The sequence below is a fragment of the Kribbella sp. NPDC104740 genome, from assembly GCF_055583505.1.
Window position 1 is genome coordinate 813,430 of record NZ_JBVJNV010000003.1, and the last position, 16,346, is coordinate 829,775.

Sequence of the window (16,346 nt, forward strand, 5' to 3'; positions counted from 1 at the left end):
CGACAGCCTGCCAACATTCCGCTGGGCTGTCTTACAGAAATCGGTCAGGGTTCGAAGCGGTAGCCCATGCCGGGCTCGGTGCGCAGGTGCTTCGGGCGGGCCGGGTCGGCCTCGAGCTTGCGCCGCAGCTGGCCCATGTAGAAGCGCAGGTTGCCGCCGGCGTTCTCGTAGCCCGGCCCCCAGACCTCGGTCAGCAACTGGCGCTGCGACATCAGTTTGCCCGGGTGGCGAACCAGTACTTCGAGCAGGTGCCACTCCGTCGGCGTCAGCCGGACCTCCTCGCCGCCCGCTTTGGTGACCCGCTTCGCCGACAGATCGACCTCGGCGTCGCCGACGGTGACGACCGGCTGCTCGACGCCAGCGTTGCTCCTGCGCAGTACGGCGCGCATCCGCGCGAGCAGCTCGTCGATCCCGAACGGCTTCGTCACGTAGTCATCGGCGCCGGCGTCCAACGCCTCGACCTTGTCGGTGCTGTCCGTCCGACCGGACAGCACCAGGATCGGGGCCTCGGTCCACCCACGCAGCCCGCGGATCACCTCGACGCCGTCGAAGTCCGGCAGCCCGAGGTCGAGAATCACCAGGTCGGGCGGGTGTTGCGCCGCGACCTTCAGCGCCGCCGTACCGGTCCCGGCCACGTGCACCTCGTACCGGCGGGCCTTCAGGTTGATCTGCAACGCCCGCACGATCTGCGGCTCGTCGTCGACCACCAGGACTCTGGTCACAGGGCTCCCCGTTCCAACCTGCCGGGCACCGGCACGTCCCTCATTGTTGCCGAAGGCATCGATACCACCATGGTGAGTCCGCCGCCCGGCGTGTCCTCGGGCCGCAGCGTCCCGCCCATCGCCTCGGCCAGCCCGCGGGCCAGCGCGAGCCCGAGACCGACCCCGGTCGTGTTGTCGGTGTCACCGAGCCGCTGGAACGGCGCGAACATCCGGTCCCGGTCCTCGACCGGCAGCCCCGGGCCACGGTCGACGACCCGGATCTCCACCAGGTCGCCCAACGAGCTCCCGGTCAGCAACGGCCCCTGCCCCGGCGGCGAGTACCGGATCGCGTTGGCCAGCAGGTTCGCGACCACGCGCTCCAGCAGCGCCGGGTCCGCCTCGACCAGCGGCAGGCTCGACGGCAGGTCGACGGTGACCTTCGAGTCCTCCTCCAGTACGCCGGGGAGGATCTCGTCCAGCGCCATCGGCCGCGGGAACACCGGCAGCACGCCGGCCTGCAACCGGCTCAGGTCGAGCAGGTTGTCGACAAGTCGGCTCAACCGGTCGAGCGACTCGTCGGCGGTCTCCAGCAGCTCGTCCCGCTCGGCGGGAGTCCACTCGACGTCGGAGCTGCGCAGGCTCGTCACCGACGCCTTCGCCGACGCCAGCGGCGAGCGCAGGTCGTGCCCGACCGCGCGCAGCAGCGCCGTACGGAGCTTGTCGGCCTCGGCCAGCGGCTTCGCCTCGGCGGCGGCCTCGGTCAGCCGGGCCCGGTCGACGAGCGCGGCCGCGTGCGCCGCGAAGGCACCGACCAGGCGCCGCTCGTCCGCGGCCAGCGACCGGCCCTGCAGCACGAGCACCAGGTCGTCGCGGCCGGGGATCTCCGCGTCACCGTCCTCGGGACGGCGGCAGGTCGGCGTACCGGCGGAGGCGATCGGCCGCCAGGTCTCGGTCAGCTCGTCGGTGTCGATCCGTTCCATCAGGCAGGCCGACGTCATCCCGAACGCCTCCCGGACCCGCTCGAGCAGCGCCGGCAACGCGGTCTCACCGCGCAGCACCGACCCGGCGAGCGTCGCCAGCGTCTCGGACTCCGCGGCCGCGCGCGCCGCCTGCCTCGTACGCCGGGCCGCCCGGTCGACGACCGACGACACCATCGCCGCGACCAGGATGAAGATGCCGAGCGCGAGCGCGTTGTTCGGCTCGGTGATCGTGAACGACCGGGTCGGCGGCGTGAAGAACCAGTTCAGCACCAGCGTGCCCGCGATCGCCGCCAGCATCGCGGGCCACAAACCCCCGACCAGCGCGACCACGACGACCGCGAACAGGAAGGCGAGCACGTTGCTGGTCAGGTTGAGCGTGTCGCCACCCGGCCCGAGCAGGACGGCCAGGATCGGCGGTAGCAGGATCGCCAGCGCGAACCCGTACACGAGCCGTCGCCGCGACAAGCTGCCCTGCAGCCGCGGCAACCGCCCGCGGCCCATCTGCGAGTGCGTGACGATGTGGACGTCGATGTCGCCGGACTCGCGGATCGAGGTCGCGCCGATCCCCGGGCCGGTCAGCAGCGTCGACAGGAACGACCGGCGACTGCCGCCGAGCACGAGCTGCGTCGCGTTCTCCGCCCGGGCGAACGCGAGCAGCGCGTCCGGGACGTCCTCGCCGACCACCTGGTGGTAGCTGCCGCCCAGGCTCTCGACGAGCTGCCGCTGCTGGGCGAGCCGTGCCGGGTCTGCTCCGGTGAGCCCGTCCGACCGGGTGACGTGGACGGCGAGCAGGTCGCCGCCCGCCGACCGCGCGGCGATCCGGGCCGCGCGGCGGATCAGCGTCTCGCCCTCGGGACCGCCGGTGAGGGCGACGACGACCCGCTCGCGGGCCTCCCAGGTCGAGTCGATGTCGTGCTGCTCGCGGTACTGCTGAAGACCGGCGTCGACCCGGTCGGCCAGCCAGAGCAGCGCCAGCTCGCGCAGCGCGGACAGGTTGCCGATCCGGAAGTAGTTGCCGAGGGCGGCGTCGACCTTGTCGGCGGCGTACACGTTGCCGTGGGCCATCCGCCGCCGCAGCGCCTCCGGCGCCATGTCGACCAGCTCGATCTGGTTCGCCGCCCGGACCACGCGGTCCGGGACGGTCTCGCGCTGCGGGACGCCGGTGATCTTCTCGACCACGTCGTTGATCGACTCCAGGTGCTGGATGTTCACCGTGGAGATCACGTCGATCCCGGCCGACAGCAGCTCGTCGACGTCCTGCCAGCGCTTGGCGTTCCGGCTGCCCGGGACGTTGGTGTGGGCCAGCTCGTCGACCAGCGCGACGCCCGGCCGCCGGGCCAGCAGCGCGTCCAGGTCGAGCTCGGTGAAACTGGCGCCGCGGTGGTCGACGATCCGCCGCGGCACCACCTCCAGGCCGTCGAGCATGGCGGCGGTCTGCTCCCGCCCGTGGGTCTCGACGAAACCGACCACCACGTCGGTTCCGCGCTCCCGCCGCCGTTGCGCCTCGCCCAGCATCTTGTACGTCTTGCCGACACCGGGCGCGGCCCCGAGGTAGATCCTCAGCCGCCCGCGACCTGCCATACCTCCCATAGTGTCAGTTCAGCTCCGCGTTCAGCGTCACCACGTTGACCGTGGGCTCGCCGAGGAAGCCGAGCGTCCGGCCGTTGGTGTTGTCCTTGACCAGCTGCTCGACCTTCGCCACGTCCAGCCAGCGCTCCCGCGCGACCCGCTGCACCTGCAGCTCGGCGTACGCCGGGCTGATGTGCGGGTCCAGACCGCTGCCGCTCGCGGTGACCGCGTCCGGCGGCACCTGGGCCGGGTCGACGCCCTCGAACTTCGCCACGTCCGCGCGGCGCTGCTCGATCAGCTTCAGCAGGTCGGGGTTGTTCGGCCCGTACTGCGACGCCGAGCTGCCGGCGCCGTCGTACTCGACCGCGGACGGGCGGGGCTGGAACCACTTCGGGTCCGGTGCCGTCACGGCGTTGCCGTCGGCATCCTTCTGGCCGGTGTCGAGGGTGAAGGGCTGGCCGATCAGGTCCGAGCCGGCCTCCTTGCCGTCGACCGTGATCACCGAGCCGTTCGCGTTGCCGTGGAACAGCACCTGCGCCGCTCCGGTCATCGCCAGCGGGTAGAGCACGCCGAGCAGGACGGTGAGGACGAGCATCGCGCGGACCGCGACCCCGAACTGGCCGAACGGGCTTCTTCTGGTTGCCATCTCTGCTTTCCCCTTAGCCGATGCCCGGGATGACCGAGATCAGCAGATCGATGAGTTTGATGCCGATGAACGGGGTGATCAGGCCGCCGACGCCGTAGATCAGCAGGTTGCGGCGCAGCATCGCCGAGGCCGACGACGGCTTGTACCGGACGCCGCGCAGCGCCAGCGGCACCAGCACGACGATCACCAGCGCGTTGAAGATGACCGCGGACAGGATCGCCGACTCGGCCGAGTCCAGCCGCATCACGTTCAGCTTCTCCAGCCCCGGGTACGCCGCCGCGAACAGCGCCGGCAGGATCGCGAAGTACTTGGCCACGTCGTTGGCGATCGAGAACGTGGTCAGCGAGCCCCGGGTGATCAGCAGCTGCTTGCCGATCTCGACGATCTCGATCAGCTTGGTCGGGTTGGAGTCCAGGTCGACCATGTTGCCGGCCTCCTTGGCCGCCGACGTCCCGGAGTTCATCGCGACGCCGACGTCGGCCTGGGCCAGCGCCGGGGCGTCGTTGGTGCCGTCTCCGGTCATCGCGACCAGCCGGCCGCCCTCCTGCTCCTTCTTGATCAGCGCCATCTTGTCCTCGGGCGTCGCCTCGGCCAGGAAGTCGTCGACCCCGGCCTCCTGCGCGATCGCCTTCGCGGTCAGCGGGTTGTCACCGGTGATCATCACCGTCCGGATGCCCATCGCGCGCATCTGGTCGAAACGCTCCCGCATCCCCGCCTTCACCACGTCCTTGAGGTGGATGACACCGAGCGGCCGGGCCACCTCTTCCTTGCTGACAGCAACGACCAGCGGCGTACCGCCGGAGGCCGAGATGCCGTCGACCAGGTCACCCAGCTCGGCGACCACGGTGCCGCCCTGGTCGTGGATCCAGGCCGTCACGGCCCCGGCCGCGCCCTTGCGGATCTGCCGGCCGTCGACGTCGACCCCGCTCATCCGGGTCTGCGCGGTGAACTCGACGAAGGTTGCGTGCGGCAACTCACCGGTGTGCCGCTCGCGCAGTCCGTACCGGGCCTTGGCCAGTACGACGATCGACCGGCCCTCCGGCGTCTCGTCAGCCAGGCTGGACAGCTGCGCCGCGTCGGCCAGCTCCGCCTCGGACACCCCGGCGAGCGGGATGAACTCGGCTGCCTGCCGGTTGCCCAGGGTGATGGTTCCGGTCTTGTCGAGCAGCAGCGTGTTCACGTCACCGGCGGCCTCGACCGCCCGGCCGGACATCGCCAGCACGTTGCGCTGGACCAGCCGGTCCATGCCAGCGATACCGATCGCCGACAGCAGCGCGCCGATCGTGGTCGGGATCAGGCAGACCAGCAGCGCGACCAGGACGACCAGGCTCAGGTCCACCCCGGCGTACCGGGCGAACGGCTGCAGCGTCAGCGTGGCCATCAGGAACACGATGGTCAGGCTGGCCAGCAGGATGTTCAGCGCGATCTCGTTCGGCGTCTTCTGCCGCGACGCGCCCTCGACCAGCGCGATCATCCGGTCGATGAAGCTCTCACCGGGCTTGGTGGTGATCTTGACGACGATCCGGTCCGACAGCACCCGCGTCCCGCCGGTCACCGCGCTGCGGTCACCGCCGGACTCCCGGATGACGGGCGCGGACTCACCGGTGATCGCCGACTCGTCGACACTGGCCACGCCCTCGACGACGTCACCGTCGCCGGGGATGATCTGGCCGGCCTCGACGACCACGCGGTCGCCGAGCCGGAGCTCGGTCGCCGGGACCTCCTCCTCGCCGCCCTCGGTGAGCCGGCGGGCGGTGGTCTCGGTCTTGGCCCGCCGCAGCGTCGCCGCCTGGGCCTTGCCGCGGCCCTCGGCGACCGCCTCGGCCAGGTTGGCGAAGACCACCGTCAGCCAGAGCCAGACCACGATCCACCAGACGAACGCGCTGGAGTCGGTGAAGGCGAGCACCGTCGACGCGACCGCGCCGACCTCGACGACGAACATCACCGGGTTCTTCACCATCACCCGCGGGTCGAGCTTGCGCAGCGCGTCCGGCAGCGAGGTGAGCAGCATCTTCGGGTCGAACAGACCCGACGGCGTCTTCTTCTCGACCACCTGCTCCTGCTGCGGAGCCGGGGTCAGGGTTTGCGTGGTCACAGTCCCTCCGCGAGGGGTCCGAGGGTGAGTGCGGGGAAGTACGTCAGGCCGGTGACGATCAGGACGACGCCGACGAGCATCGTGACGAACAGGGCCTTGTGGGTGGGCAGCGTCCCGGTGGTCACCGGGACCGGCTGCTGCCGGGCGAACGAGCCGGCCAGCGCGAGCACCAGCACGATCGGGACGAACCGGCCGAGCAGCATCACGATGCCGAGCGCGGTGTTGTAGAAGGTCGTGTTCGCGCTCAGGCCGCCGAACGCGCTGCCGTTGTTGTTGGCCGCCGAGGTGAACGCGTAGAGCACCTCGGAGAAACCGTGCGGGCTGTCGGTGTTGAAGATCGACGCCCGTGCGCTCGCCAGGCCCATCGCGACCGCCGACCCGACCAGGACCAGGCTCGGGGTGGCCAGGATGTACAGCGAGACCAGCTTCATCTCGCGCGCGGTGATCTTCTTGCGCAGGTACTCCGGCGTCCGGCCGACCATCAGCCCGGCCACGAAGACGGCCAGGATCGCGAGCACGAGCATGCCGTACAGGCCGGAGCCCGTCCCGCCGGGAGTCACCTCGCCGAGCATCATGTGGAACATCGCGGTCCCGCCACCGAGCGGTGTGTAGGAGTCGTGCGCGGCGTTCACCGCGCCGGTCGACGTACCGGTGGTGGTCGACGTGAACAGCGTCGACGCCCACTCGCCGAAGCGGGTCTCCTTGCCCTCCATCGCGGCGCCCGCGGCCTGTGTCGCCGCACCGGAGCCGTTGACCTCGAACGCGGTCGCGGCGGCCGTGAAGGCGACCCAGAGTGTGGTCATCACGCCGAGGATCGCGTAGCCCTGCCGCCTGTCCTTGACCAGCAGGCCGAAGGTGCGGGTCAGCGCGACCGGGATCACCAGCATCAGGAAGATCTCGACCAGGTTCGAGATCCCGTTCGGGTTCTCGAAGGGGTGCGCGGAGTTGGCGTTGAAGAAGCCACCGCCGTTCGTGCCGAGCTCCTTGATCACCTCCTGGCTCGCGACCGGACCGCCGGGGATCGACTGGGTCTGGCCGGCGATCGTGGTGATCTCGTGCGGCCCGGACAGGTTCTGGATCACACCGGTGGCGACCAGGATCAGGCCGCCGAGGATCGCCATCGGCAGCAGCACCCGGACGACGGTCCGGGTCAGGTCGACCCAGAAGTTGCCGAGACGCTCGGTCTTCGACCGCGCGAAGCCGCGGATCAGGGCCACCGCGACGGCGATACCGACGGCCGCGGAGACGAAGTTCTGCACCGCGAGGCCGGCGAACTGGACCAGGTGGCCCATCGTCACCTCGGGCGAGTACGACTGCCAGTTGGTGTTCGCCACGAACGACGCGGCGGTGTTGAAGGCCAGGCTCGGCTCGACGCCCGGCAGGCCGAGCGAGAGCGGCAGGTGGCTCTGGAGCCGCTGCAGCAGGTACAGCAGGATCAGCCCGGCGACCGAGAAGGCCAGCACCGACCGGGCGTAGACCGCCCAGGTCTGGTCGGCCTTCGCGTCGACGCCGAGCAGCTTGTACGTCGTACGCTCGAACCTGCTGTCCTTGGTGGTCGTGTAGACCTTGGCCAGGTACCCGCCGAGCGGCCGGTAGGCGGCTGCCAGGAGCAGGACCAGCAGGCCGACCTGGAGCAGGCCGGCGGCGGTGTCGGACATCAGAACCTCTCGGGGAAGATCAGGGCGGCGACGAGGTAGACGACCAGTGCCGCGCCGATCACCAGACCGGCGACGTGCTCGGCGCTCACAGCTTCTCCACCCCACGCAGCGCGAACCAGACGGTCGCGAAAACGGCCACGCACACGGCGACGTACAGCAGGTCCTTCATCGGGCCCACCCGCTTGTTGTCCTCATGTCTTCACTGAACGCCGCTGACTGCGCCGTCAGGAGAGTTCTCGCAGCTCTCTCACGGGCGCCTCGCCAGCTCTCACGGCGCTCTCACGGACACCGGACTTCGTGGTTGCGCGCCGAGCCCACATACTTACGCCTGGCAATGAGAAGTCTTCGCAGAGTTAGGGAAGAACGCAGTGACTGAAGTGGACGACCAGCAGTTCCCCGCCCAGGGTTCCGAGCAGTTCTTCTCCGACGAGTCCCGCAAGGCGCTGGCCGAGGCCAGCCGGCTGCTCGCCGAACGCCTGCAGGCCCACACCGAGGCCCTGCTGGCGATGACCGGCGACGAGGAGCAGGCGGTGCTCGACGAGCACAACGCCCAGCTCGAGGAGCTCGTCGAGGGCTGGAACGACGCCGTGTTCGAGCACACCGGTACGACGCCGCTGCTGCTCGACGACGAGATCGTCGAGGCCGACGACGAGGAGCCCGAGGAGCAGGACCACCTGATCAGCGTGGTCTCCCGGTTCGACCTGAAGGTGGTCGACCTGGAGGCCCTGCTCGACGCCGGCCGCGCCGCCCAGGAGCGGCACCCGGTCGAGCTCGACGAGTCCGGCGACCGCGACCCCGTCGACACCGCCGAACAGGCCATCTACGAGATCAGCCGCGAAACCGGCGAGGCCTGGTTCGAGCTCCCGGGCGTCGACCTGGTCGCGGGGGCGCGGGCGTACGTCGTACCGGAGTACCCGTTCGAGCCCCTCGAGGCGGACGCGGACGACGTCATCACGGAGATCAGCGCCCCGAACGGCGTGGTCACCCACGCGGAGACCTGGGCGTAACAGGAAGCGGGGGTGGGGCCGCTCGCGGCTCCACCAACCCGCCGTACGAGAACCTAACCGACAGCGATCGCGTCGATCTCCAGCAACCACTCCTCCGCGTAGATGTCGCAGATGAACACCGTCAGCGCCGGCGCATGATCCCCCAGCACCTCTTCACGGATCTTCGAATTGGCCGCCCGATACTGCCGATCAGACAGATGAGTGGTCACCTTCACCAGGTTCTGCACGCTCATCCCCGCCTGCTCCAGCACCGCGAGCACGTTGCGCCACACCATCCGGCACTGGTCCTCGAAGTCCTCCGGGATCCGCCCCTGCTCGTCCCCCCAGGGCACCTGCCCGCTGACGAACACCATCCGCTGCCCGCCGCTCACCTCGACCCCGTGCGTGTAGTTCCCGGTGGCCGCCGGCAGGATCGGGGGATTGAGCGGAGTGATCGCAAGCTCGGTCATGGCAAATACTTACCCTGCCGACCCCTGAACCGGCCAGCGCAACCGCACGTGTGGGAGGTGATCCACTCCCTACCCGAAGGACTGTGACATGTCGCTGCGTCGACCCCGCCGATTCACCCGGACGGGCACCATCGCACTCGCCACCGCCGTCACCGCGGGCCTGGCCGTGATCGCCCCCACCACCGCCAGCGCGCACCACCCGTCGCTGGACCGCCTCGCCGTACAGCAGGTGAACCTGGTCTCCGACCTCCCCGGCAAGGCCGCCCTGCACGACCCCGACCTGGTCAACCCCTGGGGCCTCGCCCTTGGCGCAACTTCGCCACTGTGGGTCTCCAACGCCGGTACGTCGTCCTCGACGCTCTACTCCTCGGCCCCCGCCGCCACCACGGCGACGAAGGTCCCGACCGTCCGGGTGGACGTCCCTGCTCCCTCCGGCCAGGTCGCGAACGCCGGCACCAACTTCGTCCTCACCGACGGCACCGCGAGCGCCCCGGCCCGCTTCATCTTCGCCACCCTGACCGGCTCGATCGCCGCCTGGGGCCCACCGGTCACCCCGCTGATCGGCGCCGCCCAGATCAAGGCCACCACGCCCGGCGCGGCGTACTCGGGCCTGGCGATCTCCCCGACCAACGACCGCCTGTACGCCGCGAACTTCGCCCAGAACCGCGTCGACGTCTTCGGCTCCACGTTCGCCCGCGTGAAGACCCCCTGGTGGTCCTTCAAGGACCTCGGCATCCCCCGCGGCTTCGCCCCCTTCAACGTCCAGACCCTCGGCTCCCGCGTCTTCGTCACCTACGCCAAGGTCGACCCGAAGACCGGCCGCAGCATCAACCACCACGGCGACGGCTACGTCACCGAGTTCACCCCCGACGGCCGCTACGTCGCCCGCATCGCCTCCCGAGGCAACCTCAACGCCCCCTGGGGCGTGGCGTTCGCTCCGGCGTCGTGGGGTTCGCTGGCCGGCTCCCTCCTGATCGGCAACTTCGGCGACGGCCGAGTCAACGTCCTCACCCCGAAGTCCCACCACCGCTTCACCTACACCGGCCAACTCAAGGACACCCGCGGCAAGACGCTGGTCATCCCCGGCCTGTGGGCCCTCACCCAGGGCACCGCCACCACGGGCGGCACGGACGCCCTGTGGTTCTCCGCAGGCATCGCCAACGAGACCCACGGCCTCCTCGGCGTACTGCGTCACCCGTAAGCGAAGGCGAAGCAAAGAAAGACAACCAGAAGAAAATAGAGAGATTCCAGATGGTTCTGCCGGCTCTCACCACAGGCCGTCTGTGGTGAGAGCTGCAGCACCGCGTCACCGGAGGCTCTCCTAGCTCCGGGGATCAGGAGGATCCGCGACGTCACCGACCAGCCTCGGAGGCACGATTGGCCCGCCAACGTAGTTGGGGTTCTGCACCCAATCGAGCGACAGAACCGAGTTGAACGCCATCTTGTGGGGAGGCAGCAGCGATTGCGCCACCTCCATCGAAGCGATCAGCCCACCTCCGAGGTGCGTTCCTGTTCGAGGCCGGGCGAAGTACTCGGCGAGAGCTGCAGTCAGATGGGTACGGGATTCCCGCCCGATCATCACGCCGCCAATACAAAGGACTCCGGATTGCTCTGGCGGCAACTGTCCACCACTACCGGTACCAGCAGCGTCGAACTTCGCCAGGACAAGGGACCTTGCCTGATCTGCATCAATCTCGCGATAAGGCGGCAGTAGCTCTTCGGGAGTCTTGACCTCGATGTGCATCCCGAACCGACCGTTGGTCACGATGCGGAGGTCCGCGGTACGTCTTCCTTCTCGCGTCGCGTACAGCTCAACGTCGTTCCCGAATCGAGCAAGCTGCTGCCCCAAAGCAAAGAGAACGACGTTGTGCCAGAACTGATTGCCGTCCTTCAACTTGGAGATTTCCGCTACTCCCAGCGGATCAGCTTCCCACCGTGAGATGAGATCGAGCACGCCGGCCAGCATGATCGCCTGGCGAGGGTTCCGCGGCTCGCCGTTGGCTACACCGTGCATGACGTCGCGAATATCGTCCAGGATGTACATCAGCGGATGCGGGCGGTTCTTGGATCCCGCTGACCGCTGCAAGCGAACATGCTTGGCGTACAACTGCCGATGCCGGTTACCGAGCAGCCCTACTCCTCGCTCCAGCAAGCCAGCGAGATAATTGACACTGATCTGCCGCCCAGATACATCGTCGCCCTGGCTCAATCGCACGAGTTCCTTGTGACGCGCCTCTGCGGAGGCATACGTCATGATCGCAATCGGCTTCGTGAGTTGCAGCGGCTCAGCTGCCGACATCTCCGCGCCCGCCAGTGCCACGACATGCGGGATTCCGATAGCTGTCCCAGGCCTCCACGGCCGGGCTGTGGAGATACCACTGCAGTGGTAGCACTGAACCGCGAGGTCGAAGACCACGGTCTCCACGGGCCCGATCGCAAGGACTCCAACCCCGCAGTGCCCGCAGGTCACGCGACTACCGCCACTCTCTTCGCCAGGCCCTTCAACCCGGTAGATCAGTTGCCCGGGCTTGGCAGATGAGACCGCTCGCAACGGTTCCACCGCACTGCCTGTCATCCGTTGATCCATGTCCTGAGTGCCACGGCATCAGATTCACTGTCGGTCATGGTCCTCACCACAGCGGACCTGAGGGAAGAAGCCGCCGTAACCACGCGCCTACCCAACTATATTTTTCTTTCTTTGTTTCTGTGTTCTGTTGTCTTTGTGGTTTCTCTGTTCCTGTTCCTGTTCCTGTTCTCAGTCGATCGGGCGGAGTTCGTCGGCGTACGAGACCGAGGTGCGCTTGAGGACGCCGTCCTTGGCTGAGTACTGGCCCATGCGCCACAGCGGGGGGCTGTAGGCGTGGATGGTTACTGAGCCCTTGTCGAGGCCGACCACTCGGTGGATGTGGTCGGGGCCGAAGCTGAAGACGTCGCCGGCGGTGATTTCGGTTTCCAGGGGGGCGGTGCCGAGGGCGAGGTTGTGTTCTACGAGGCGGCCTTGAGCTACGGCTACGGCGCCGGAGGAGACGTCGTGGTCGTGCCAGCCGGTGTCGTTGACGGGGGTCCAGCAGATCAGCCAGACGTCTACGTTGGCGTCTCGGTGGAGGGAGGCGAAGACTCGTTCCTCGTCGGAGTACGCGACCTTGTCTTCCCAGAGGTGGGGTTGGGCTGCGAGGCCGCCGGCGAGTTCGGCGAGCTCTTCGGGGTCCAGGTCTCGGCCGGGGAGGCTGTCGAGTGACAGACAGCCGTTGAGCTCCACGAGCCGGGTGGCTTGGCGCGCGGGAACGACGGGTGCGTCGGAAACGGGCTGAGCAGTCACTGCACTCCCCTCTCTAGGGAACGCCGACCGGGTCGGCGGATGGTTGGGCTCGCCGCTGGTCCGCAGCGAGTGGGTGTCCGGCGTACTGGACGCCGGAGGATGGTGGCCGGCGTACGGGCGCCGGAAGAGCTAGTACGACGGGGCGCCGCGGCCGAAGCCGATGCGGCCGGGGTCGTTGCGGGGTGGTGAGGTGCCGAACAGCAACCGGTGCGGGTTGTCGTACTGGATCACCGTGGTCGCGGCCTCGCCCTGGCGGAGCTCGGTGATTCCGGCGTACGGGCGGTCGGTGCCGTGGACGACCTGGTCGATGCCGAGGACGCGGGCGACGGCGTCGATGCCCTGGGGGCCGTAGCTGGAGGTGTCGACGAACAGGTTCGGGTCGATGGTGCCGAGGCGGCCGCCGCGCGCCGAGAGGCGTTCGTGGTGGACCGGCGCGAGTCCCGCCGCGGCGACGAAGCACAGGCGGAGCGCGGGGAAGGAGTGGCGGCCGGCGTAGGCGTGCCAGGACCACCAGGCCGACTGGAGCTGGGCGGAGTAGTCGACGACCGGGGCCCACCAGCCGGGAAGATCAGCCGAGCCGGACGACGCCGAGGCCGCCGGGCCAGCCGGGTTGCCGGGGTGGGCCGCGGGACCGGCGTGGGTCGCCGGGCCGGGGTGGATCAGGATCGGTTTGTTCGCCTGCTCGGCGACCGCGAGGATCTCACCGAACGCCTCCCACGCAGCGGGCACAGCCAGCACATGCGCCGGAAGCTGAAGCCCGACGAAGCCCGCAGCGAACAGCTCAGCAAGACCCGCGAGATCAGGCTCCAGAAGATTCACCGACGCCCAAGCTCGAAACGGCGAAGGCAGCGCGGCCGCGCCGACATGCCAGGCGTCCAGCAGCGCCGGGTCGTCGAGCTCCTCGATTCCCAGCGGGCTCGACAGGGAGACCGCCGCGAGCGTCGTACCGGCGTCCAGCTCCAGCGCAACGCGCTTGTCGACGGCGTGTGCCGCCGGGTCCACGTCGTACGCCGGTTCGCCGTGCGTGTGCAGGTTCCAGCCGTCCAGGTACGGCGGTTCGCGGCGGGCGCGGAGGTGGTCGATGAACTCGGCCGGCCACAGGTGCTGATGGACGTCGATCATCGGCTCATCCTCCTCTCCTCACGAGAACCGAAGCCTGGTTGAAGCGCTTCAAGATGTGAAGAGTGAAGCGCTTCAAAGCGGTTCTTGTCAAGTTTCTGTCCACGCAAGCGCCTAGGCTCGACCTCATGTCCGGTACTGGCCGCAGGCCGACCCTCAAGGACATCGCGGCTGACACCGGTCTCTCGATGGCCGCCGTCTCCTACGCGCTGCGAGGTCTGCACGGCACGCCCGAGACCCGCCAGCGGGTGCAGGAGGCTGCCGAACGGCTCGGCTACCAGGCCGACCCGGTCGCCCGCGCGCTCGCGTCGGGCCGCAGCGGTTCGGTCGGCGTACTGTGCGCGTCGCTGGAGGACCTCTGGCAGCAGCGCCTCGCCGCCGCGCTCGGCCGCGAGCTGCTGGCGCCGGACCGGAACGCCTGGATCATCGACTCGGCCGGCGACGCCGACCGGCAGCTGGAGCTGGCCCAGCACCTGGTCGACCACCGCGCCGACGCGATCGTGGTGATCCCGATCGACCCGGCCGCCAAGGGCTGGGCGCCGATCGCCCAGCAGGCGCCGGTGATCGCGATCGGCGACGCGCTGCCGGCCGCCAAGGCGAAGTCGGAGGTCCTGTTCGACAACGAGCTCGGCATCAGTACGGCGCTCCGCCGCCTGGCCGAGGCCGGGCACCGCGACGTCGCCGTCCTGACGCCGTCGCGCCGGATCGAGGTCGACAGCCCGGCCAAGGCGATCGCCGAGCGGGTCGCCGGCGAGCTGAAGCTGAACGCGACGATCACCTCCTGCCCGCACGACCTGGCCGGCGCGACCGAGGTCGCCTGCGCGATCCTGCGCCGGACGCCCCGCCCGACCGGGATTCTCGCGCTCGCCGACTCGATGGCCTTCGGCGTGTACGCCGCCGCGAGCGAGCTCGGCATCCATGTCCCGGACGACCTGTCCCTGCTCGGGTACGACGACCAGCCGATGTCCCAGCTGCTGGCGCCGCCGCTGTCCACCTTCCGCTGGCCGCTCGACGAGCTGGTCGCCGACGTGGTCGCCCGGGTGACCTCCGCGGTCGACACCAACCGCCGGGTCCGGCGGACGACGGTCGTCCCGACCCTGATCGAGCGCGGCTCGGTCGCCGCCCCGCCCGCACCGGCGTGACGACGACCTTCGAGCCCCTGCATCCACACCATCGAAACTAGACTAACTCAGTGGACTTAAAAGCTCTTCTCAGGATATGAGACCGCCGCCCACCTGTTGGTGGACGAAAAACGACTAGGTGTGCAGGCGCCGGATACGCGCAGCGACCGCGGGCCGCCGGTGGTCCTCCGGCGGGAGTGCCCGGGCGAGCACCTCGAAGATCTCCAGGTCCTCCGCTCCGAGCGAGGTCTCGGCGTAGCGCCAGAGCAGATCGGGGTCGCCGGAGTCCAGAACAGCCCGGCGCAGCGTCGCGTCGAGCTCGTCGCGTTCCGCGCGCAACGCCGGGGCGTCGGAGCGCACGAGCAGCGGGCCGGCGTACAGGTCGAGGGCCCGCGAGACCTCGCCACGGCGAAGCAGAGCCTGTACGTCGGTGACGTCGCCCGTCACGTTCGCCAGGATGCGGTAAGGCTTCGTGTCCAGCACCCCCGCGCCGAGCAGGTTCCGCAGCCGGTGCATCTCGGCGCGGACAGTCGTCGGGTTCCCCTCGTCGCCGTACAGCTGCAGCATCAGCTGCTCCGCGGTGAGCCCCGACCGGTGCAGCAGGAGCAGCGCGAGCACCTCGGCCCGCCGCAGCGTCAGCGGGATCTCCCGCCCACCCACGATCGCGACCGGCTGCCGGGAGCCGAGCAGCTCCAGCCGCAGCGAGATCCGCCGCCGGGCCGCACCCGGGATCCGCAGCAGATATCCCTCGTCCAGCTGCTCGATCACGCCCTCCCGCCCGTCGCCGAGGTCGATCCGATCAGCACCAGCCGGTACGGCGAGCCGATCCGGCAACCACGCGAGCGGCTGCACGGCGAGCACCCGCCCGGTCGGCGTCAGCAACGCGCCCGGCGCATCCCCCAACGCGATCAGGTGCCGCATGTTCCGCGCCCGCAGCACCTCGTCCGCCGCGGCCATCCGGACCCGCAATTGTCCCTCGGCCAACCCGGCCGCGGCGGTCACCAGCGCCATCATCGCCGGATGCACGGTCCGCAGCGGACCCGAGACGTCGACTGCCCCGATCAACCGCCCGGTGTCGGGGTCGTGCACGGGCGCGGCCGCGCACGTCCACGCGTGAATCCGTCGTACGAGGTGTTCCGCGGAGTGGATCTGCACCGGCTGGTCGGCGGCCAGCGCCGTCCCCATCCCGTTCGTGCCGATCGCGTCCTCGGACCAGATCGCGCCCTCCGACAGCGCGATCCGGTCGGCCTGACGGCGTACGTCGGCCGCACCCTCACGCCACAGGATCAGCCCGCGCGCGTCGGTGACGATCATGATGTGCGACGCCTCGTCGGCGATCGTGGTCAGGGTCTGGCGCAGGATCGGCAGGACGGCGTGCAGCGGGTGGCCGGCGCGGATCTCCTCCAGCTCCTCGCCCGAGACGACCACCGGCGGAGCGTCCAGCTCCGGGTCGACCAGCGCGGCCAACGACCGCTGCCAGGACTCCGCGACCAGCGCGCGGGGCGCTTCGGGTACGCGGCCTCCGCTGAGCACCTCGTCGTAGAGCTCGCTCAGCCGCCGCGCCTCGTCCGGTGCGTCCACACCCAACCCTCGCCCGGATCGGGACGCCGTTCAAGGCCCGGGCGTGCAACGTTGATGCAACGTCGGGCGACCTAGGTTGCACAAGCACCGGAAACGAGCAG

Annotated in this window: 14 protein-coding genes; 3 read left to right on the forward strand and 11 right to left on the reverse strand. The window is 69.5% G+C overall.

The annotated features are described in order from the left end of the window. Window positions 1-44 precede the first annotated feature (44 nt). Genes ACZ6Z4_RS20000 through kdpF form a run of 6 tightly spaced genes read right to left on the reverse strand, consistent with a single transcriptional unit; the run spans window position 45 to window position 7,738 of the window. Complete coding sequence (locus ACZ6Z4_RS20000; protein ID WP_465566146.1) at window positions 45-722, reverse strand: response regulator; 678 nt, start codon at window positions 720-722, stop codon at window positions 45-47. Further along, window positions 719-3,262 carry a sensor histidine kinase gene (locus ACZ6Z4_RS20005; protein ID WP_465566149.1) on the reverse strand — a complete coding sequence of 848 codons (2,544 nt, stop codon included), beginning with the start codon at window positions 3,260-3,262 and terminating at the stop codon, window positions 719-721. The genes ACZ6Z4_RS20000 and ACZ6Z4_RS20005 overlap by 4 nt, the downstream gene beginning before the upstream one ends. A gap of 13 nt (window positions 3,263-3,275) precedes the next feature. Next, entirely contained in the window at window positions 3,276-3,896 is a 621-nt protein-coding gene (gene kdpC / locus ACZ6Z4_RS20010) for a K(+)-transporting ATPase subunit C (protein WP_465566152.1), read from the reverse strand. Between the two features lie 13 nt (window positions 3,897-3,909). Then, entirely contained in the window at window positions 3,910-5,949 is a 2,040-nt protein-coding gene (gene kdpB, locus ACZ6Z4_RS20015) for a potassium-transporting ATPase subunit KdpB (RefSeq protein WP_465566797.1), read from the reverse strand. 38 nt (window positions 5,950-5,987) lie between these two features. Next, complete coding sequence (gene kdpA / locus ACZ6Z4_RS20020) at window positions 5,988-7,649, reverse strand: potassium-transporting ATPase subunit KdpA (protein ID WP_465566155.1); 1,662 nt, start codon at window positions 7,647-7,649, stop codon at window positions 5,988-5,990. Then, on the reverse strand, window positions 7,649-7,738 hold the full coding sequence (gene kdpF, locus ACZ6Z4_RS20025; protein ID WP_363669876.1) for a K(+)-transporting ATPase subunit F: 90 nt from the start codon (window positions 7,736-7,738) through the stop codon (window positions 7,649-7,651). The genes kdpA and kdpF overlap by 1 nt, the downstream gene beginning before the upstream one ends. 279 nt (window positions 7,739-8,017) lie before the next feature. Between kdpF and ACZ6Z4_RS20030 the strand changes: the two genes are divergently transcribed. Then, on the forward strand, window positions 8,018-8,656 hold the full coding sequence (locus ACZ6Z4_RS20030) for a hypothetical protein (RefSeq protein ID WP_363669878.1): 639 nt from the start codon (window positions 8,018-8,020) through the stop codon (window positions 8,654-8,656). 53 nt (window positions 8,657-8,709) lie between these two features. Here ACZ6Z4_RS20030 and ACZ6Z4_RS20035 read toward each other — a convergent pair whose 3' ends face one another. Beyond that, window positions 8,710-9,105, reverse strand: a complete 396-nt coding sequence (locus tag ACZ6Z4_RS20035; RefSeq protein WP_465566160.1) for a RidA family protein — start codon at window positions 9,103-9,105, stop codon at window positions 8,710-8,712. Window positions 9,106-9,193: 88 nt separating this feature from the next. On the opposite strand from ACZ6Z4_RS20035, the gene ACZ6Z4_RS20040 reads away from it, so the two are divergent. Then, a complete protein-coding gene (locus tag ACZ6Z4_RS20040; protein ID WP_465566163.1) occupies window positions 9,194-10,306 on the forward strand; it encodes a TIGR03118 family protein in 1,113 nt (370 codons plus the stop codon). A 120-nt stretch (window positions 10,307-10,426) separates the two neighbouring features. On the opposite strand, the gene ACZ6Z4_RS20045 is transcribed toward ACZ6Z4_RS20040, so the two are convergent. The 3 genes from ACZ6Z4_RS20045 to ACZ6Z4_RS20055 all read right to left on the reverse strand — a co-directional run bounded on the left by ACZ6Z4_RS20045 (window position 10,427) and on the right by ACZ6Z4_RS20055 (window position 13,546). Next, entirely contained in the window at window positions 10,427-11,530 is a 1,104-nt protein-coding gene (locus tag ACZ6Z4_RS20045; protein WP_465566166.1) for a hypothetical protein, read from the reverse strand. 330 nt (window positions 11,531-11,860) lie between these two features. Beyond that, window positions 11,861-12,424, reverse strand: a complete 564-nt coding sequence (locus tag ACZ6Z4_RS20050; protein WP_363669884.1) for a cysteine dioxygenase — start codon at window positions 12,422-12,424, stop codon at window positions 11,861-11,863. 129 nt (window positions 12,425-12,553) lie between these two features. Further along, entirely contained in the window at window positions 12,554-13,546 is a 993-nt protein-coding gene (locus ACZ6Z4_RS20055; protein WP_465566169.1) for an amidohydrolase family protein, read from the reverse strand. A 125-nt stretch (window positions 13,547-13,671) separates the two neighbouring features. Between ACZ6Z4_RS20055 and ACZ6Z4_RS20060 the strand changes: the two genes are divergently transcribed. Next, window positions 13,672-14,685, forward strand: a complete 1,014-nt coding sequence (locus ACZ6Z4_RS20060) for a LacI family DNA-binding transcriptional regulator (RefSeq protein ID WP_465566172.1) — start codon at window positions 13,672-13,674, stop codon at window positions 14,683-14,685. 114 nt (window positions 14,686-14,799) lie between these two features. Here ACZ6Z4_RS20060 and ACZ6Z4_RS20065 read toward each other — a convergent pair whose 3' ends face one another. Beyond that, window positions 14,800-16,245: a helix-turn-helix domain-containing protein gene (locus ACZ6Z4_RS20065; RefSeq protein WP_465566175.1), complete on the reverse strand. Its 1,446-nt coding sequence runs from the start codon at window positions 16,243-16,245 to the stop codon at window positions 14,800-14,802. Between the last annotated feature and the right edge of the window lie 101 nt (window positions 16,246-16,346).